The organism is Roseateles hydrophilus (assembly GCF_026712245.1).
GTDB classification, from domain to species: Bacteria; Pseudomonadota; Gammaproteobacteria; order Burkholderiales; family Burkholderiaceae_C; genus Pelomonas; species Pelomonas hydrophilus.
Genome location: NZ_JAPPUY010000002.1, coordinates 772,689 through 790,123 on the forward strand (window position 1 = coordinate 772,689; position 17,435 = coordinate 790,123).

Annotated in this window: 18 protein-coding genes and 1 other RNA gene; 6 read left to right on the forward strand and 13 right to left on the reverse strand. The window is 68.9% G+C overall.

Going from position 1 to position 17,435, the window contains the following annotated elements; all coding sequences use genetic code 11:
* Positions 1-12: 12 nt before the first annotated feature.
* A complete protein-coding gene (locus tag NYO99_RS10635) occupies positions 13-564 on the forward strand; it encodes a PEP-CTERM sorting domain-containing protein (protein ID WP_268167156.1) in 552 nt (183 codons plus the stop codon).
* Here the strand turns inward: NYO99_RS10635 and NYO99_RS10640 are convergent.
* Positions 542-1,750 (reverse strand): multidrug effflux MFS transporter, encoded by a 1,209-nt coding sequence (locus NYO99_RS10640; RefSeq protein ID WP_268167157.1) that lies wholly within the window; start codon positions 1,748-1,750, stop codon positions 542-544. The genes NYO99_RS10635 and NYO99_RS10640 overlap by 23 nt on opposite strands.
* Positions 1,751-1,840: 90 nt before the next feature.
* Positions 1,841-2,279, reverse strand: an RNA gene (gene rnpB, locus NYO99_RS10645) — RNase P RNA component class A.
* A gap of 40 nt (positions 2,280-2,319) precedes the next feature.
* Between rnpB and cysK the strand changes: the two genes are divergently transcribed.
* The 3 genes from cysK to NYO99_RS10660 are packed head-to-tail and all read left to right on the forward strand — an operon-like array spanning position 2,320 to position 5,053.
* Positions 2,320-3,234 (forward strand): cysteine synthase A, encoded by a 915-nt coding sequence (gene cysK / locus NYO99_RS10650; RefSeq protein ID WP_268167158.1) that lies wholly within the window; start codon positions 2,320-2,322, stop codon positions 3,232-3,234.
* Between the two features lie 35 nt (positions 3,235-3,269).
* The gene (locus tag NYO99_RS10655) at positions 3,270-4,352 is read left to right on the forward strand and encodes an acyltransferase family protein (RefSeq protein WP_268167159.1); all 1,083 of its coding nucleotides are present in this window, start codon (positions 3,270-3,272) and stop codon (positions 4,350-4,352) included.
* 23 nt (positions 4,353-4,375) lie between these two features.
* Complete coding sequence (locus tag NYO99_RS10660; protein WP_268167375.1) at positions 4,376-5,053, forward strand: GDSL-type esterase/lipase family protein; 678 nt, start codon at positions 4,376-4,378, stop codon at positions 5,051-5,053.
* A gap of 59 nt (positions 5,054-5,112) precedes the next feature.
* Here NYO99_RS10660 and NYO99_RS10665 read toward each other — a convergent pair whose 3' ends face one another.
* From NYO99_RS10665 to NYO99_RS10690, 6 genes are all read right to left on the reverse strand, one after another.
* The gene (locus tag NYO99_RS10665) at positions 5,113-6,111 is read right to left on the reverse strand and encodes an FHA domain-containing protein (protein ID WP_268167160.1); all 999 of its coding nucleotides are present in this window, start codon (positions 6,109-6,111) and stop codon (positions 5,113-5,115) included.
* The gene (locus NYO99_RS10670; protein WP_268167161.1) at positions 6,087-7,463 is read right to left on the reverse strand and encodes a S1 family peptidase; all 1,377 of its coding nucleotides are present in this window, start codon (positions 7,461-7,463) and stop codon (positions 6,087-6,089) included. The genes NYO99_RS10665 and NYO99_RS10670 overlap by 25 nt, the downstream gene beginning before the upstream one ends.
* Positions 7,463-8,167, reverse strand: a complete 705-nt coding sequence (locus NYO99_RS10675; RefSeq protein WP_268167162.1) for a DUF3025 domain-containing protein — start codon at positions 8,165-8,167, stop codon at positions 7,463-7,465. The genes NYO99_RS10670 and NYO99_RS10675 overlap by 1 nt, the downstream gene beginning before the upstream one ends.
* Positions 8,164-9,345, reverse strand: a complete 1,182-nt coding sequence (locus NYO99_RS10680) for an NYN domain-containing protein (RefSeq protein WP_268167163.1) — start codon at positions 9,343-9,345, stop codon at positions 8,164-8,166. Before NYO99_RS10680 ends, NYO99_RS10675 begins: the two co-directional genes overlap by 4 nt.
* 81 nt (positions 9,346-9,426) lie before the next feature.
* Positions 9,427-10,461 (reverse strand): dihydroorotase, encoded by a 1,035-nt coding sequence (gene pyrC / locus NYO99_RS10685; RefSeq protein ID WP_268167164.1) that lies wholly within the window; start codon positions 10,459-10,461, stop codon positions 9,427-9,429.
* Positions 10,458-11,393, reverse strand: coding sequence for a LysR family transcriptional regulator (locus tag NYO99_RS10690; protein WP_268167165.1), 936 nt, complete (start codon positions 11,391-11,393; stop codon positions 10,458-10,460). The genes pyrC and NYO99_RS10690 overlap by 4 nt, the downstream gene beginning before the upstream one ends.
* Positions 11,394-11,488: 95 nt before the next feature.
* Between NYO99_RS10690 and NYO99_RS10695 the strand changes: the two genes are divergently transcribed.
* Both NYO99_RS10695 and NYO99_RS10700 read left to right on the forward strand, forming a co-directional pair.
* Positions 11,489-12,244, forward strand: a complete 756-nt coding sequence (locus tag NYO99_RS10695) for an SDR family NAD(P)-dependent oxidoreductase (protein WP_268167166.1) — start codon at positions 11,489-11,491, stop codon at positions 12,242-12,244.
* Between the two features lie 103 nt (positions 12,245-12,347).
* Positions 12,348-13,211 (forward strand): DUF4394 domain-containing protein, encoded by an 864-nt coding sequence (locus NYO99_RS10700; RefSeq protein ID WP_268167167.1) that lies wholly within the window; start codon positions 12,348-12,350, stop codon positions 13,209-13,211.
* A gap of 62 nt (positions 13,212-13,273) precedes the next feature.
* Here the strand turns inward: NYO99_RS10700 and NYO99_RS10705 are convergent, their stop codons facing one another.
* The 5 genes from NYO99_RS10705 to NYO99_RS10725 all read right to left on the reverse strand — a co-directional run bounded on the left by NYO99_RS10705 (position 13,274) and on the right by NYO99_RS10725 (position 17,410).
* A complete protein-coding gene (locus tag NYO99_RS10705) occupies positions 13,274-14,008 on the reverse strand; it encodes an amino acid ABC transporter ATP-binding protein (RefSeq protein WP_268167168.1) in 735 nt (244 codons plus the stop codon).
* Positions 14,009-14,016: 8 nt separating this feature from the next.
* Positions 14,017-14,685: an amino acid ABC transporter permease gene (locus NYO99_RS10710; protein ID WP_268167169.1), complete on the reverse strand. Its 669-nt coding sequence runs from the start codon at positions 14,683-14,685 to the stop codon at positions 14,017-14,019.
* A complete protein-coding gene (locus NYO99_RS10715) occupies positions 14,685-15,422 on the reverse strand; it encodes an amino acid ABC transporter permease (protein ID WP_268167170.1) in 738 nt (245 codons plus the stop codon). The genes NYO99_RS10710 and NYO99_RS10715 overlap by 1 nt, the downstream gene beginning before the upstream one ends.
* Positions 15,423-15,496: 74 nt before the next feature.
* Entirely contained in the window at positions 15,497-16,384 is an 888-nt protein-coding gene (locus NYO99_RS10720) for an amino acid ABC transporter substrate-binding protein (protein WP_268167171.1), read from the reverse strand.
* A 108-nt stretch (positions 16,385-16,492) separates the two neighbouring features.
* Positions 16,493-17,410, reverse strand: a complete 918-nt coding sequence (locus NYO99_RS10725; protein ID WP_268167172.1) for a LysR substrate-binding domain-containing protein — start codon at positions 17,408-17,410, stop codon at positions 16,493-16,495.
* Between the last annotated feature and the right edge of the window lie 25 nt (positions 17,411-17,435).

Consider the following 17,435-nt stretch of genomic DNA (forward strand, 5'->3'; position numbering starts at 1 on the left):
AGGCTGATTCTCATGACGAACATCTTCAAACTGCTCGCCGCCGCTGGCGCTTCACTGCTGGCAACCACTGCGCATGCGGCCGTGTTGACGCTCACGCCCGGCGTGCTCGCGGCGCAGCCCGGCCAGACCGCCGGTTGGGGCTTCACGCTGCACAACGATGACGCGGACAACTACCTCGTCATCACCGGCACCGAGTTCTCGTTGCCGCCGCTGTCATCGTTCGGCAGCTATGTCGACCTGCTGGGGCCGCGCGGCCTGCTCGTGCTGGCGCCGCAGGCCAGCCTGTCAGAGGGCTATGACGCGCTGCTGGGCACCGGGCTCGGCGAGTTCCGGCTGGACGCCGCCGCCCGCGGCCGCCTCGACGGCGAGGTGCGGCTGCACTACCTGCTGAGCACGGTAGACCCGACCAGCGCCGCCTTCGACCCCGACGCCCACATCGTCAGCTTCGACGCCAGCGTGTCGGCGCAGGCCGCGGTGCAGGCCGTGCCCGAGCCGGCCAGCTGGGCACTGTTCGGCATCGGGGCGGTGCTGGCCTTGATGGTCAGCCGGCGACGGAGCGCCTGACGCCGTACCAGGCCGCCAGGCCCACGGCCATCATCGTCGCCGACGCGACGGCCAGGGCCACGGTGGAGTGCATGACCAGCGGCACCAGCAGGCCGGCGACCAGACCGTTCGCTGCCGAGCCGATGCTGGCCTGCAGCGACGAGGCCATGCCGCGACGCTCGGGCACCTGGTCCAGCACGAGCAGCGTGACCACCGGCACCATCATGGCCCAGCCGAACGAGAACAAGCCGATCAGCGGCAGCGCCCACCAGGCGCTGAGCGGGGCGAACAGGTTCAACGTGATGTTGACCGCCGACACCGCCACCATGATGCGGAAGCCCCGCATGATCTGGCGCTTCGGGCTCATCTTGCCGGCCAACCGGCCGCTGACCGCTGCACCGGCCATGATGCCGCCGATGGTGCACAGGAAGAACCAGAAGAACTGCATCGCCTCGAAGTGCAGGTGCTCGCCCAGGAACACCGGCGTGGCCAGCACGTACAGGAACATGCCGTTGAACGGGATGCCGCTGGCCAGCACGAGCATCATGAACTTGGGGCTGCTGCACAGCCGCCAGTAGTCGCGCATCAGCGCGCCGACCTGGAAGGGCTGGCGCATGTTGGTGTGCAGCGTCTCGGGCAGCAGCCGCCAGTTGGAGACGAACAGCGCCGCACCGACGGCCGTGAGGAACCAGAAGATCGAGTGCCAGTCAGCGTGCACGAACAGAAAGCCGCCCACCATCGGCGCGATGGCGGGCGCCACGCCGAAGAACAGCGTCACCTGCGACATCACCCGCTGCGCATCGGCGGGCGGGAACATGTCGCGGATGATGGCCCGCGACACCACGATGCCGGCGCCCGCCGACATGCCCTGCACCGTGCGCCAGAACACCAGCTGGCCGATGCTGCCGGCCAGCGCGCAGCCCAGGCTGGCGCCGGTGAACACGGCCAGCCCGATGAGCACGACGGGCCGGCGGCCGAAGCAGTCCGACAACGCGCCGTGGAACAGGTTCATCAGCGCGAAGCCGAACAGGTAGCTCGACAGTGTCTGCTGCATCTGCACCGGCGTCGCGTCCAGCGCCTTGGCGATGCCGGAGAACGCCGGCAGGTAGGTGTCGATGGAGAAGGGCCCGACCATGGCCAAACAGGCCAGCAGCACGGCCAAGGCCCAGCGGGGCGCGCGCCAGAGGCGGCTGGCATCAGGATTCATCGGGGGAGCGGTCGGTAGACGGGCGGGGCGGCGCGGGTTGCGCCCAGCGGCCAGTGTAAGGACCCGGTCCCAGTCCTCGTCCGCACGAAAGAGTGAAGCAAGCCGATAGGCCGGATTCTGTGCACCGGGGTCGCCCCCGGCGTGACCGCCATTCCTCTGGGCCGGACATCACTGCCCGGCTCGGTGCCACCTACCCGCCAGCTCTGCGAGCCGCATCAACGCTGGCCTACTTGGTGTTGCTGCGCGTAGAGATTGCCCGTTTCACCCGATGGCGGGCTTTGCCCGCCATCGGGTGGCTATCCGGCTCGGGCTTGCGCCCGGCGCCGCCCGGCTTGCGCCGTGCGTCACAACCGCTTGCGCGGTTGCCGTATAGAACACCCGACGACGGACCCGTCATCGACTCGTCTCTGTTGCTCTGATCCTCGGCTTTCGCCGGGCAGCCGTTAGCTGCTACGCCGCTCTATGCAGTCCGGACCTTCCTCCAGGGCCTCGTTTCCGAGATTGCCCCAGCGGCGGTCTGGCTTGCTTCACACTTGCGATTATCCCCGCACAACCGACAGGAGACCCGCATGAAGGCCCACAGCGTCCTCGACACCATCGGCAACACGCCCCACATCCGCCTGCAGCGCCTGTTCGGCGATGCCCAGGTGTGGGTGAAGTCCGAGCGCAGCAACCCGGGAGGCTCCATCAAGGACCGCATCGCGCTGGCCATGGTGGAAGACGCCGAGGCGCAGGGCCTGCTCAAGCCCGGCGGCACCATCATCGAACCGACCTCGGGCAACACCGGCGTGGGCCTGGCCATGGTGGCCGCCGTCAAGGGCTACAAGCTCATCCTCGTGATGCCCGACAGCATGAGCATCGAGCGCCGCCGGCTGATGCTGGCCTACGGTGCCAGCTTCGACCTGACCCCGCGAGAGAAGGGCATGAAGGGCGCCATCGCGCGCGCCAAGGAACTGCTGGAGCAGCACCCCGGCTCGTGGATGCCGCAGCAGTTCGAGAACGGGGCCAACCCGGCCGTGCATGTGAAAACGACGGCACAGGAGATCCTGCGCGACTTCCCCGACGGTCTGGACGCCCTCATCACCGGCGTGGGCACCGGCGGCCACATCACCGGCTGCGCGCAGGTCCTCAAACGCGCCTGGCCACAGCTGAAGGTCTATGCGGTGGAGCCCACGGCGTCGCCCGTGCTCAGCGGCGGCCAGCCCAGCCCGCACCCTATCCAGGGCATCGGCGCGGGCTTCGTGCCCGGCGTGCTGGACACCGGCCTGCTGGATGGTGTCATCCAGGTCGAGGCCGAGGCCGCGCGTGAATACGCCCGCCGCAGCGCCCGCGAGGAAGGCCTGCTGGTGGGCATCTCCAGCGGCGCCACGCTGGCCGCCATCGCGCAGAAGCTCCCCGAGCTGCCCCCCGGAGCAAGGGTGCTGGGCTTCAACTACGACACGGGCGAGCGTTATCTTTCCGTGGATGGCTTCTTGCCAACCTGACCACCCGATCGACGCCTGTTCAAGCTCGCTGTTCCATGCGCCTGACCCTCATTGAAGCCTCCCGAGCGATCGCCGCACTGGCCGTGGTCCTCATGCACGCGACCCACTTGATGCGTGTCGACCACTTCAGCGGCCACGTCGGCTTGCAAGGTGTCTTCGACTGGGGCTACGTCGGTGTCGATTTTTTCTTCGTGCTCAGCGGGTTCATCATCACCTTCGTTCACCACAAGGAGCTTGGCAGCGGCACCGCCCATCTGCGCAGCTATCTGTGGAAGCGCTTTGTGCGGGTGTTCCCGATCTACTGGTTTGTCCTGCTGCTGTCCATCGCGTTGTCGGCGGCCACGCGGTTGCTCGCAGGGCGGCAGCCCTTGGTGGAGTTGGCGGCAGACCAGCTCCCGGGCACCCTGCTGCTGTTGATCGGGCACGGCGAGCCTGCCTATGTCGGAGTCGCCTGGTCGCTGCAGTACGAGGTGATGTTCTATGCGACGTTCTGCCTGCTGCTGTTGCACCGCGTGGTCGGGTTCACAGCCTATGTGATGTGGGGTGTCGCGGTGCTCGTTGCGGCCGCGCAATGGCTGCCCGCGTCGTTCACGCCCTGGGTGCACAGCACGCTGAGCGCGCATTGCGCTCAGTTTCTGTTCGGCATCGTCACCGCGTTTGCGGCGCTGAGGTGGCAGTTGCGGCCGCGTCGCTGGCTGCTGGGCGCTGCAGTGTTGGCGTTCGCCGCTGCGGCGGCGCTCGAGCACCTGGGCTTCGTCGTGGCGCATGGTGCGGCTGGGCGCGTGCTGCTCGGGCTGGCATCAGCGGCGCTGCTTTTCGTCATGGTCAACTTGGAACGCAGCGGCGGCATGAAGGCGCCGCCCTTGCTGGCCAGGTTGGGGGCTGTGTCCTACTCGTTGTACCTGGCCCATTGCCTGCTGATCAACATCGCGCTGATTTTGCTGGCCAAGGCCGGCATCTACCGCAGCTTGCCTGAAGCCGTGGTCTTTGCGTTCGCGGTGACGGTGGCTGTGGTGGGTTCATGGTGGATCGGGCACAAGGTTGAGCTGCCCATGGTGGGCTGGCTGCGCCAGCGCGCAAGCGGCCGTGCGCAGCGCAGGGCCGTGGTGACGTCATGAACCGTCGGGCATGGGCCCGCTCGATGTGCTTGGGCGCGTTGGGCGCCGGGCCAGCTTGGCTGGGGAGCGCGAGGGCTGGTGGTCTCGGCGATGGCGCGACGACCATCACGCTGATCGGCGATTCGACGGTGGCCCGCTGGCCCAGCGAACACTGCGCCATGATGGGCTGGGGCCGCAAGCTTGCCGAGATGGCGCCGCCTGGGATCACGGTGCGCAATCGAGCATGGCCGGGGCGCAGCAGCAGCGAGTTCCTCGCGCGTGAGTGGCCGTCCGTGCGCGCCAGCCTGCCACGGGGCGGCATCGTGCTGATGCAGTTCGGTCATGTCGATGCCATCCGCGGCGCCTCGCCAGAAGCCAGCTACCGGCCCAGTCTTCAGCGTCTGGCGGAAGAGGCCCTGGCGCGGGGCGCGCGCCCGTGGCTCTGCACGCCGGTGGCGTCTTGGCGTTTTGCAGGCGCGTCCTGGGTCTACGAGTTCGAGCGTTTCGCCGATCAGATGCAGGCGCTGGCCCGTGTGATGCAACTGCCGCTGTTGCCCCTCGGCCAGTTGATGGGCGCCGAGATCGAACGACTCGGGCCGCAGCGTGCTCAGGCGCTGTTCATGCTTGCCCACGATGGCCAGGATCGCATCCACTTGACGGCCGCGGGGGCGACGCTGGCAGCCGGCTTGGTGTGGCGCGCGCTGCAAACCGCCCGGCGCTGACGGCACCCGCTGCGAACCACTCAGCGACGACAACGCGGCACCTGCGCTCAGGCGCCGACCTAGTCTTCGTCGTCCCCGTCAGCGCCCTCGTTGTCCTTGCGCGCCTGGCGCTGCAACTCGGCCTGCAGCGGCCGCAGTGAATCGATCAGCGCGCCGGCCGGTTGGGGCGTGGCCACGCGCAGTGCCGGTGGCGGCAGCGTGGCCAAGTAGGGCGGGCCGAAGAAATGCTGGTGCTCCAGCCGCCCGCCGACCTGCAGGCCCAGGCCCAGCAGCAACAGCGCCGCGACGCCCAGGTTCAGCGTGCGGCGCGCGCCCGGCCACACCAGCTGCGCATGCCAGGCGACGAGCGCCGAGCCCGCCACCGGCAGCGCCAGTGCGTCCAGCGCCATCAGGCGCGGCAGCGAGAGTGCGTAGGCAAGGGCGGGCAGCAGCCATTCCAGCGCCTGCAGCGCGACGATGACCAGCAGCGCGCGGCGCAGATGGGTCTTGAACGGGAAGCGGTGCTGGAAGATCTGGCTGGCCAGCGACCACAGGCCCGCCCAGCCCAGCACGAAAGCCAGCGGGCCCAGCAGTGGCCAGGCGTATTGGATCCAGCGCGCGTCGGCGTCCAGCGCGCTCCAGCGGTCCACCCACTGGAAGAACAGCATCGCGGCCAGCAACAGCGGCAGCAGCGCCCAGTGGCGCACGGGTTGCACGACCAGCAACTGTTCGGGCGGGAGCGCATCGGCGCTGGTGCGCAGCCGCAACGTGCTGCCGGCCAGCTGGAAGACGCCACCAGGCGGCAGGGCGGCCTCGTCGCCCGCGGCCAGGCGGCGGCCGCCAAGGCTGCCACCGTTGCGGGTCGGCAGCAGCCGCAGGCGGGGGCGACCCTCGGTGTCGGCGTTCAGTTCGGCGTGGTGGGCCGCGAGGTGCGGGTCGTCCAGCACCACGTCGCAGTCGGGCGAGCGCCCGATGCGCACGGGCCATTGCGTCACGCGCTGCACCAGCGCCACGCGGCCGTCGCGCCCCAGCAGCTCGACGACGGCAGCGGGCATCACTTGGCCTTGGCGGTCGTCCACGCGAAGCCCTCCAGGTAGTGCGCTGCGAGCTTGAGCGCGTTGTCGAAGCTGACGCCGCGGGCGTCGAAGCGGCCCAGCGCGCCCTGCGTGGGCGCGTCCACCGTGGTCACGAGGACGGTGAGGTCGTGCAGCCCCTCCAGCTTGCGGTAGGCGCGCAGGCACACGACGGCGCGCAGCGGTAGACCCTCGCGGTCCACGAAGCGCTCCTTGCAGAAGGCGCCGGTACGCATCTTGTCGGGGCTGCCGAGGCGCTCGTTGCGAAAGCTGGCCGAGTACTGCCGCGCGAAGCGCAACGCGCCCAGTTTGTCGCCGTCGTAGGCCTCGTGCGACATGTCCAGCCAGCCGGTCTGCAGGTTGCCGCTGACGAAGATGGCGTGGTCCATGCGGCACTGCGAGCGCTCGAAGTCCAGTCCCTTGGAGTCGGCCGGCGTGCTGCGGCCCCAGCAGCGCATGAACTGCTGCTGCGGCACCGGCAGGCGGTAGCGGTCATGGTTGGCGCTCTGCCAGGGCAGGGCGAGGAAGCGTGAGACCAACTCGTCCTGGTAACGCGTCAACTGATCGCGCAGGCGGCTCCAGGCCGCTGTGCGGATGGGCTTGGCGCCCAGGCTGCGCTTGACCAGGCTTTCGGCGAACTCGCCGGGCACCAGGAAGCTGACCTGCTGCGAAAACATCATGCCGGACACGTTGACGCCGACGACCAGGCCATCCTCGTCCAGCACCGGGCCGCCGCTCATGCCCGGGTTGATGCCGCCAGCGTAGTAGATCAGCGGGTCGAAGCTGCGGTCCACCAGGCCGTTGTAGTTGCCCTCGACGACGGCAAAGGCCACGTCATGCGGGTTGCCCATGGAGTAGATGCGCTCGCCCTTGGCCAGCGGCTGCTGCACGGGGCGAAAAGCCAGCGCTCCGCGGCCCTTGAGGCCAGGGGCCTTGCCGTCGTCCACCGCGCGCAGCAGCGCCAGGTCGCGGCGGGCGTCGAAGTCCAGCAGTTCCAGCGCGCCGCTCTGGCCGTCGGTGGTGGCGTAGCGCAGCCGGTAGCTGTCGGGCTCGAGCGCGAACTGGCTGATGACGTGGTAGTTCGTGACGATGTGGCCATCGTCGCTGACCAGGAAGCCCGAGCCCACCGATGCCTGGCTGTCCTGCGTCTTGAGCAGGGTGCGGATCTGCAGCAGCTGGCTCTTGCTGCGCTCATAGAGGCGGCGCGCGCTGGCCGACACGGCCGGCGCTTGCTGGGCCGAGGGCGCGGACGCTGGCGACGCGGCAGCCGGCGGCGGGGCCGTGCGGGTCTGTGCGCCCGCCAGGCCAAGCAGGCTCGCCATGGCCAGGGCCAGCAAGGGCTTCAAACAGGACTTCATCAGCAAGCACAGCCTCCCGCAGTGGGCGCCGATGCTAGCCTGGGTTGGCGGAAGACGTGGTCATCCGCGTAGAACTCGTGTGATGCATTGGGCGCCCACCAGCCGGGGATGCCCAGCACTGGCAGTGGCGGCAGCGCGGCGGGGGTCAGGTCTTGCGGCAGGTCAGGGGCTTGCACGTCGTTGACGAACAGCACGCGCGCGCACAGCGGCTTGCGCGGGTGCAGCAGCTTCTCCAGCAGCGCATGGCCCACCACCAGCAGCTGGGCGTGCTGCCACAGCGCGCGCTGGGTGATGAACAGCGTGGCCCAGTCGCGCGCCAGCAAGGCCTCGCGCAGCGGCGCCGGGGCAGTCAGCAGCAGGCCGCTTTCGTCCAGCAGCGTGAGTGCATCGCGCAGCGGGCCGCGCCGGCCGGGCGGGGCCGGCGGCGCGAGCTGGTGCGCCCGGTTGAGTGCCGCCTTGAAGGCCGGGCAGCGCAGCCACACCAGGCCGTTGAACAGGTCGTGCGCGTTGTGCCGCGTGGGCACGCGGCCGGTGGCGGCCACGTGCTGCTCGTAGCCGGTGGCGCGCGGCCCCTCGGGCTCGAAGCGCGGGTGGCCCAGGGCGGCGTGCACCGGCAGGCCTTCGCTGAGCCGCTGCAACACCGGCGCGGCCGCCTCGCGGTAGGGCGCGAACCAGGGCGCGGCCCAGTCCGGCGCGAGCTTCAAGTGGCGAAGCGCACGCGGTTGGGCTGCTTCTCGGGCTGCAGCTCGAAGGCGTGCGCGTGTTTGCGGAACAGCTTGGTGGCTGGCGCCGACTTGGCCAGCAGGCCAGCATCCTTCAGCACCTTGGCGGCGGCGCCCAGGTCGTGCCACTGGCCGTCGATGAGCTTGGGCAGCAGCGCCAGCACGGCGTTGATTTCTTTGGCAGCGGCGACCTGCGGGTCATCCGGCGTGGCCGCCGCCTTGGCGGCCGGGCGTGCCGCAGGCTTGGCGGCCGGCGTGGACTCAGCCGGGGCGGCGGCCTTGGGCTTGGCGGCGGGTGCGTCTGCTGGCGCAGTGGCGGCAGCTGGAGCCTCGGCCGGCTGGGCCTTGGCACTGCGGCCCGCGCGTTTACCGGCGGGTTTGTCGGCGGGCTTGGCGGGCGTCTTGCCGGCTGGCTTGGCAACGGGCGGTTCGGCGACAGGGGCCAGCGCATCGGCAGGCGAGGCGACCACCGGCGCCAACTCGACCGGCGGCGCCGATTCATGGGCCAGCGGCGCGGCGCTCACGGCAACGGGCGCCAGCGCCAGCTCGGCCGTGACGGACGCGAGGGTCGGGGCGGGCAGGGGGGCGCTGACCTCCGTGCGCGGCGGGCGCGGTGCGGCGTTGCCGCGCGGCGCATCCGCCACCGGGCGCGCGCCACCGGCACGGCCGCCGTTGCGGCCACGGCCCCGGCCACCGCCGGCCGGCTTGGCCGGGGCGGCGTCGCGGTTGCTGCGGCCGCTGCCGTGAGCCAGTTCGTTGAACTGGTCATAGATCTGGATGACGCCGTCGCCCGTCTTGCCGTACTGGCCGAAGCCGCGCAGCCAGGCGCCTTTTTCGCGCAGGCGCAGCACCAGCGGCGCGAAGTCGCTGTCCGAGGACACGAGCACGATGACGTCGGGCCGCTCGGTGATGGCGATGTCCATCGCGTCGGCAGCCAGCGCGATGTCCGTCGAGTTCTTGCCGATGGCCAGATTGACGATGGCGCGCAGGCCCAGGCGCTTCATGAAGGCCTGCTGGTGGTGGGCTTGCTCGGCATTGCAGTAGGCACGGCGGATGTGGGCCGTGCCGTAGTCCTTGAACACCATGTTCAGCGCCTGTTCGATGACGTCGGTGGCGACGTTGTCGAAGTCGACGAGGAAGGCAACTTTCTTGTCGGACATATCAGCGCCGCCCGGCCGCCCGAAGGCGCTGATGCGCCCCTGTGGGGGGCAGTGAGCAAAGCGAGCGTGGGGGTTTCATATTCATGCGACCAGCTTCCAGTTCAGGGTGTCACCGCCGCGCAGCGGCTTGAGTTGGGCTTCGCCGAAGGGCACGCTCTCGGGCAGCGTCCAGGTCTCGCGCTTGAGCGTGACGGTGCCGGTGTTGCGCGGCAGGCCGTAGAAATCGGGGCCGTGGTGGCCGGCGAAGGCGTCCAGCTTGTCCAGCGCGCCGATGGCCTCGAAGGCCTCGGCGTACAGCTCCAGCGCCGACACGGCGGTGAAGCAGCCGGCGCCGCAGACCGAGTTCTCCTTCAGCTGCGCGGCGTGGGGCGCGCTGTCGGTGCCGAGGAAGAACTTCGGCAACCCGGAGGCCGCCGCCTTCAGCAGGGCTTGGCGGTGCTCCTCGCGCTTGAGCACAGGCAGGCAGTAGTAGTGCGGTCGCAGGCCGCCGGTGAAGATGGCGTTGCGGTTGTAGAGCAGGTGCTGCGGCGTGATGGTGGCTGCCGTGAATCGGTCGCTGTCGGTAACGTACTGCGCGGCCTCTTTGGTGGTGATGTGCTCGAACACCACCTTCAGCTCGGGCATGGCCGCGCGCAGCGGCGTCATCACGCGGTCGACGAACACGGCCTCGCGGTCGAACACGTCGATGTCGGCATCCGTTACCTCGCCGTGCACGAGGAAGAGCAGGCCTTCGCGCTGCATGGCCTCCAGCGTTGCGTAGGTCTTGCGGATGTCGGTGACGCCAGCATCGCTGTTGGTCGTCGCGCCCGCGGGGTAGAGCTTGAGTGCCACGACGCCGGCGTCCTTGGCGCGCTTGATCTCGTCCGGCGGCGTGTTGTCCGTCAGGTACATGGTCATCAGCGGCTGGAAGTCGGACCCTTCCGGCAGTGCGGCCAGGATGCGCTCGCGGTAGGCCACGGCCTGTGCGGCGGTGGTGACGGGCGGGCGCAGGTTGGGCATGACGATGGCGCGGGCGAACTGGCGCGCGGTGTAGGGCAGCACGCTGGCCAGCGCCGCCTCGTCGCGCAGATGCAGATGCCAGTCGTCGGGGCGGGTGAGGGTGAGGGTGTCGGTCATGATGGGACGGGATTGTCGTCGGCCAGATGGGTCAGCAGCAGCGCCGTCAGCCAGTCCATGAAGAGGCGCACGCGGCGCGGGGTGTGGCGGCGCTGGCTCATGACCAGGCGTACCGGCAGCGGCGCGGGCTCGAAGCCGGGCAGCACGCGCACCAGCCGGCCCTGGGCCAGCGCGGCGCGCATGCCCACGCAGGGGGCCTGGATGAGGCCCATGCCCGCCAGTGCGGCGGTTTCGTAGGCGTCCGTGTGGTTGACGCTGATGCGCGCCGGCAGGGCCAGGCTGTGGGCGCGGCCCTCGGCGTCCACCCAGTCGAAGCGCGGGCGGCGGTCGGCCCAGGTCTGGCTGTAGTGGACCAGCATGTGGCCCTGGGTCAGCAGGTCGTCGGGGTGGCGCGGCGTGCCGTGCGCGGCCAGGTAGGCGGGGCTGGCGAGGTTGAGCATGCGCAGCGCGCCCACGGGCCGCGCCACCAGCATGGGGTCATGTACGGCGCCCACGCGCAGCACGCAGTCGAAGCCTTCCTCGACGAGGTCCACCCGCCGGTCGGTGCAGCTGAGTTCCACCTGCAGCGCCGGGTGCGTCGCCAGGAAGCCGGGCAGCGCGGGCAGCACCACGTCCAGCGCCAGCCGCACGGGCAGGTCCACGCGCAGGCGGCCGGCGAGCTGCTGGTCCTGCTGGAACAGCGCCTCGATCTCGCCTGCGTCCGCCAGCAGCGCCCGCGCGCGCTCGGCCAGCAGCTCGCCGTCGGACGTGAGGCTGACGCGCCGCGTCGTGCGCTGGAACAGCCGTGTGCCCAGGCGGGCCTCCAGCTCGCGCACGATCTGGCTGACGCGGCCCTTGGGCAGGCCCAGCTCGTCCGCGGCGCGGCTGAAGTGCGCCAGTTCGGCCACCTGCAGGAAGACGCGCAGCGCGGTCAGATCCAGATTGGTTTCCATTCAAAGCACAGTCAATTCAATCGGGCGGACTTTATGCGCTTGTTGGCGGCCAATAGATTGGCGGCTCTTCTCAATACCGCAAGACGGAGCCTGACATGACCTCTCCCATCACCTTGATCACCGGCGGCAGTCGCGGCCTGGGCGCGCAGATGGCGCTGGCCCTGGCCCGCGAGGGCCACGACATCGTGTTCACCTACCGCGAGGCGGCTGCCGCGGCCGAGGCGGTCGCCGCGCAGATCCAGGCGCTCGGGCGGCGGGCGTTGGCGCTGCGGCTGGAGGTGGCCGACGTCGCGGCCTACCCGGCCTTTGTCGACGCGCTGGCGCAGGGCCTGGCCGCCTGGGGCGCAACGCGGCTGGATGGCTTGGTCAACAACGCCGGCATGGGCGTGCATGCGACGTTTGCCGACACCACGCCGGCCCAGTTTGATGCGCTGGTGGCTGTGCACCTGAAGGCACCGTTCTTCCTGACGCAGGCGCTGCTGCCGCTGCTGGCCGATGGGGCGCGCGTGCTCAACATCTCCAGCGGGTTGGCGCGCTTCTCGTTGCCGGGCTATGCCGCCTACGCGGCCATGAAGGGCGGTGTGGAGGTGCTGACGCGCTACCAGGCCCGCGAGCTGGCGGCGCGCGGCATCCGCGTCAACACGCTGGCCCCGGGTGCCGTGGCGACCGACTTCGGCGGCGGCGCGGTGCGTGATAACGCGGAGCTCAACCGCATGGTCGCGTCGCTGACGGCCCTGGGCCGTGTGGGCGAGGCCGAGGACATCGGTGGCGCGGCGGCGGCGCTGATGCGGCCAGGCGCGAGCTGGATCACGGGCCAGCGTGTCGAGGCGTCTGGCGGCATGTTCCTGTGAAGCCGTGAGGAATGGGCAGCCGCAGGCCGGCAAGGTGTGGGGACATGTCGCAGCTGGCCGTGCCGGCCGCGTATAAACCGGCCGACCCAACCCTGGAGACGCCATGAGCCGCCATGCCCTGACCCTCATTGCCGCGAGCGCGCTGCTCGCCGCCTGCGCCACCACCGAGCCGCTGGGCCCGCTGGCCAAGGAGACCATCTATGCGGTGACCACGGGCAACCAGCTCGTGCAGTTCAATGCCGGCCAACCGCAGAAGACGCTGTCCAGCAAGCCGCTGACAGGGCTGGCGGCGGGCGACACGCTGCTGGGCATCGACTACCGCGTGGCCAAGGGCCAGCTGTTCGGCCTGGGCGCCAGCGGCCAGCTCTATCGCATCGACACCAAGAGCGGCGCTGCCACCGCCGTGGGTACGCCGGTGGGGCTGCCGGTCGGCGCCAGCGAGTGGGGGTTCGACTTCAACCCGACGGTGGACCGCATCCGCGTCGTCAGCGACACGGGCTTCAACCTGCGCCTGCATCCGGACACCGGCGCCGTCGTCGACAGCGACCCCAACCAGCCCGGCCTGCAGCTGGACGGGCGCCTGGCCTTTGATGCCGCCGACGTCAACGCCAGCAAGCCGGCGACGCTGGTGGCGGCCGGCTACACCTACAACAAGGACAACGAGAAGATCACCACCAACTACGCGTTGGACGGCAAGCTGGGTGTGCTGGTGCACCAGGGCACCAAGGAGGGTGTGCAGCCCATGGTGTCGCCCAACACCGGCCGGCTTTACACCGTGGGCACGCTGGGCGTTGGCAGCTTCGGCAAGGCCACGCTGGACATCTCGGATGTGTCCAACGCCGCGTACTCGGCCATCACGACGGGCGGGCAGTCGGTCTGGTATCGCATCGACCTCGCCAGCGGCAAGGCCACGCGCATCGGCGCCGTCGCGGCCGGGGCGGTGGTCGGCGCGGCCATCGAGCCCTGAATGACGCAGGCCCGCGAACGCGGGCCCGGGCAGGAACAAGGGGCGCCACAGGGCGCCCTTTTTCAATGCTGAAGGATCTTGGCGAGGAAGTCCTTGGCGCGCGGCGAGCGCTCCTCGGGCTTGCCGAAGAAGTCGGCGCTGCTGCAGTCCTCGACGATCTTGCCGGCGTCCATGAAGATGACGCGGTTGCTGACGCGCTTGGCGAAGCCCATCTCGTGCGTTACGCACATCATGGTCATGCCTTCCTGGGCCAGCTGCACCATCACGTCCAGCACCTCGCCGACCATCTCGGGGTCCAGCGCCGAGGTCGGCTCGTCGAACAGCATGACGATGGGGTCCATCGACAGCGCGCGGGCGATGGCCACGCGCTGCTGCTGGCCGCCGGAGAGCTGGCCGGGGAACTTGTCCTTGTGCGCCGACAGGCCCACGCGGTCCAGCATCTTCAGGCCGCGCACCTTGGCGTCGTCCAGCGAGCGGCCCAGCACCTTGACCTGTGCGATGGTCAGGTTCTCGGTCACCGACAGGTGCGGGAACAGCTCGAAATGCTGGAACACCATGCCCACGCGCGAGCGCAGCTTGGGCAGGTTGGTCTTGGGGTCGGCGATGGAGATGCCGTCCACGACGATGTCGCCCTTCTGGAAGGGCTCCAGTGCGTTGACCGTCTTGATCAGCGTGGACTTGCCCGAGCCCGACGGGCCGCAGACGACGACGACCTCGCCCTTCTTGATGGACGTCGTGCAGTCGGTCAGCACCTGGAAGCTGCCGTACCACTTGGAAACGTTCTTGATGTCGATCATGGCGGGATTCAGCGAATGATTTGGATCCGTGCCTGCAGGCGGCGCACCAGCATGGACAGCCCGAAGCAGATGAGGAAGTAGACGGCCGCGGCAACCAGCGTGGTTTCAACCGGGCGGTTGAAGTTCTTGCCGGCCACTTCGAAGCCCTTGAGCAGGTCATAGGCGCCGATGGCATAGACCAGCGAGGTGTCCTGGAACAGGATGATGGTCTGCGTCAGCAGCACCGGCAGCATGTTGCGGAAGGCCTGTGGCAGCACGACAAGCTGCATGGTCTGGCGGTAGGTCATGCCCACGGCGTAGCCTGCGTAGACCTGGCCCTTGGGCACGCTCTGGATGCCGGCCCGCATGATCTCGGAGTAGTAGGCCGCCTCAAACAGCGTGAAGGTGATGATGGCCGACAGCTCCGCGCCCATGGGCTTGCCCGTCATCAGCGGGATGAGCAAGAAGAACCACAGGATGACCATCACCAGCGGGATGGAGCGCAGCGTGTTGACGTAGGCCGCAGCCGGCATCTCCAGCCAGGGCTTGCCGGACAGGCGCATCAGCGCCAGCAGCGTGCCCAGAAGAATGCCGCCGACCATGGCGATCAGCGTCAGTTGCACCGAGAACAGAAAGCCCTTGGCGACGAAGCTGGTGATGACGTCCCAGTTGAGGAAGGTGAAGTCGAGTTGCAGCATCACTTGCCCCCCACCATGCCGGGAACGCGCACCCGGTTCTCGATGACGAGGGCCACACGGTTGACCGCGAATGCGGAGATGAAATACAGCGCCGTCGCGCCGAGGTAGATCTCGATGCTGCGCGAGGTTTCCTCGCTGGCCTGGATGGAGAACATCGTCAGCTCGGCGATGGACACCGCGAAGGCCACCGACGAGTTCTTGATGATGTTCATGCTCTCGCTGGTCAGCGGCGGGATGACGATGCGAAACGCCATGGGCAGCAGCACGTAGCGGTAGGTCTGCGGCAGCGTGAAGCCCATCGCCAGGCCCGCGTAGCGCTGGCCCTTGGGCAGACTCTGGATGCCGGCCTTGACCTGCTCGGCGATGCGCGCCGACGTGAAGAAGCCCAGCGCAAACACCACGAGCAGGAAGCTGGGCACCTCGCGCAGCACCGGGAAGATGGAGGGCAGCACGTGGTACCAGAGGAAGATCTGCACCAGCAGCGGGATGTTGCGGAACAACTCCGTCCAGGCATTGCCCAGGAACACCAGGCCGCGGCTGGGCGCCGTGCGCAGGATGCCCATCAGCGAGCCCATCGCGAGCGCCAGCACCAGCGCCAGCAGCGCGACGCTCAGCGTCCAGCCCCAGGCCGAAATCATCCATTGCAGATAGGTGATGTCGCCGTTGCTGCCAAAGCAACTGCCGATCACTTCCCCATCAAGCGTGTTCTTGCAGAACACCTGCCAGTCCCAACTCATCGCCTCTCCTCGACCCTCTAGAACAAAGCGGGTGCCAGGCACCCGCTTTGCATCAGCTCAAAACGTGCCAGCGTTTACTTCTTGGCGGCGTAGTCTTCCGCCGGCTTGTCGTTCGGGTTGGCCCAAGCGTCCTTGGTGGCGGCCGACAGCGGCAGGCCGATCTTGGTGTTGGTGGGCGGGATGGGCTGCAGGAACCACTTGTCGTAGGTCTTGGCCAGCTCGCCCGACTTGATCTGGGCCTTGATGCTGTCGTCCACGGCCTTCTTGAAGGCCGGGTCGTCCTTGCGCATCATGATCGCGATCGGCTCGACAGCCAGCACCTCGCCAACGATCTTGAAGTCGGCCGGGGCCTTGGACGTGGCAATGTTCTTGGCCAGGATGGAGCCGTCCATCACGAAGGCGTCGGCGCGGCCGGAGTCCAGCAGCAGGAAGCTGTCGGCGTGATCCTTGCCGAACACTTCCTTGAAGTCCACGCCCGCGGCGCGCTCGTGCTTGCGCAGCGTCTGCACCGAGGTCGTGCCGGTGGTCGTGGCGACCGTCTTGCCGGCCAGCTGGTTGATGGAGGTGATGCCCGAGGCGGCCTTCACGGCGATGCGCACTTCCTCGACGTAGGTGGTCACGGCGAACGCGACGTCCTTCTGGCGGGCGACGTTGTTGGTCGTCGAGCCGCACTCCAGGTCGATGGTGCCGTTGACGGTCAGCGGGATGCGGTTGGCGGACGTGACCGGCTGCAGCTTCACCTCCAGCTTGCCACCCAGCTGCTTGCGGAGGTCGGCGACGACACGGTCGCAGACATCGATGTGGTAACCGACGAACTTGCCGTCGCCGATGGTGTAGGACAGGCCGGAGGACTCGCGCACGCCCAGCGTGATGACGCCGCTGTCCTTGATCTTCTTCAGCGTGTCGGCATGGGCAGCGACCGAAGCGGCAGCCAGGGCGGCGACGAGCAGAACTTTCTTCATGGGGACTCCAACAACAGGAATGGGGGTGTCAATGATGGCGGCGAGCAGACCACGCCGTGCGAATTGCCCGAATACGGGTTTTCACCGTGATGGGCATGTGGAAAGTCCTTACGGCGTGGCGGCCAGGTAGTCCCACAACGCCTGGGCGGCGGGCTTATGCCGGCGCGAGGCCTCGGGGCGCTCGCGGTACATGCGCAGCTCCATGCTGACGCTGAATGTGCCCGGCGGCGCGGCGGCCACCAAGCGCCCCCCGGCCAACTCCTTCTGCACCGAGCTGGCGGGCAGGAAGGCGCAGCCGTGCCCTTCCAGCGCCATGGCCTTCAGGCCCTCGGCCATGTCGGTCTCGTAGATGGCGTCCAGGTTCAGCGCGCAGTCGGCTTCCTTGACGATGAGCTCGACGATGCGCCCGAGGTAGGCGCCCGCCGCGTAGCTGAGGAAGGGAATCTTCTGGCCGGGCCGCCCGGGCAGGCGGAACAGCGGCTCGCCTTGCGCGTCGGGTTTGGCGTAGGGCGACAGCGTCTCGTGGCCCAGCGACACCATCTGGTAGCGCTCCGGGTCCAGCTGCAGCGGCTGGCTGGCGTGGTGGTAGACCAGCAGCAGGTCGCAGTTGCCCTCGCTGAGCTGCAGCATCGCGTCGTGCACATTGGCCGCGTTGAGCCGGCATTTGATGGCCCCGAAGCCGCGCCGCAGCCCCATCAGCCAGTGCGGGAAGAAGCTGAACGCCAGCGAGTGCGGCACGGCGAACTGGATCATGTCCAGGTCGGCCGCCTGGTGGCTGCGCAGCATGTTGCGTGTGGCCTGCAGGTTGCCCAGCAACTCCACGGCCTGAGCCAGCAGCGTCGCGCCGGCCGCAGTCAGTCGGGTCGGGTAGGACGACCGATCCACGAGATCCACGCCCGCCCAGGCCTCCAGCGCCTGGATGCGGCGCGAGAACGCGGGCTGGGTCACATGCCGCAGCTGGGCGGAGCGGGAGAAGCTGCGCGTCTCGGCGAGGCTGACGAAATCTTCAAGCCATTTGGTTTCCACCGCAGGCAGTGTAGCCAAGCCCTTC

Coding starts and splice junctions, on each gene's coding strand:
- NYO99_RS10695 (WP_268167166.1), top strand. CDS start 11,489: ATGACCTCTCCCATCACCTTGATCACCGGCGGCAGTCGCGGCCTGGGC.
- NYO99_RS10680 (WP_268167163.1), bottom strand. CDS start 9,345: ATGTCCGACAAGAAAGTTGCCTTCCTCGTCGACTTCGACAACGTCGCC.
- NYO99_RS10690 (WP_268167165.1), bottom strand. CDS start 11,393: ATGGAAACCAATCTGGATCTGACCGCGCTGCGCGTCTTCCTGCAGGTG.
- NYO99_RS10655 (WP_268167159.1), top strand. CDS start 3,270: ATGCGCCTGACCCTCATTGAAGCCTCCCGAGCGATCGCCGCACTGGCC.
- NYO99_RS10705 (WP_268167168.1), bottom strand. CDS start 14,008: ATGATCGACATCAAGAACGTTTCCAAGTGGTACGGCAGCTTCCAGGTG.
- NYO99_RS10715 (WP_268167170.1), bottom strand. CDS start 15,422: ATGAGTTGGGACTGGCAGGTGTTCTGCAAGAACACGCTTGATGGGGAA.
- NYO99_RS10700 (WP_268167167.1), top strand. CDS start 12,348: ATGAGCCGCCATGCCCTGACCCTCATTGCCGCGAGCGCGCTGCTCGCC.
- NYO99_RS10635 (WP_268167156.1), top strand. CDS start 13: ATGACGAACATCTTCAAACTGCTCGCCGCCGCTGGCGCTTCACTGCTG.
- NYO99_RS10720 (WP_268167171.1), bottom strand. CDS start 16,384: ATGAAGAAAGTTCTGCTCGTCGCCGCCCTGGCTGCCGCTTCGGTCGCT.
- cysK (WP_268167158.1), top strand. CDS start 2,320: ATGAAGGCCCACAGCGTCCTCGACACCATCGGCAACACGCCCCACATC.
- NYO99_RS10670 (WP_268167161.1), bottom strand. CDS start 7,463: ATGAAGTCCTGTTTGAAGCCCTTGCTGGCCCTGGCCATGGCGAGCCTG.
- NYO99_RS10660 (WP_268167375.1), top strand. CDS start 4,376: ATGTGCTTGGGCGCGTTGGGCGCCGGGCCAGCTTGGCTGGGGAGCGCG.
- NYO99_RS10640 (WP_268167157.1), bottom strand. CDS start 1,750: ATGAATCCTGATGCCAGCCGCCTCTGGCGCGCGCCCCGCTGGGCCTTG.
- NYO99_RS10710 (WP_268167169.1), bottom strand. CDS start 14,685: ATGCTGCAACTCGACTTCACCTTCCTCAACTGGGACGTCATCACCAGC.
- pyrC (WP_268167164.1), bottom strand. CDS start 10,461: ATGACCGACACCCTCACCCTCACCCGCCCCGACGACTGGCATCTGCAT.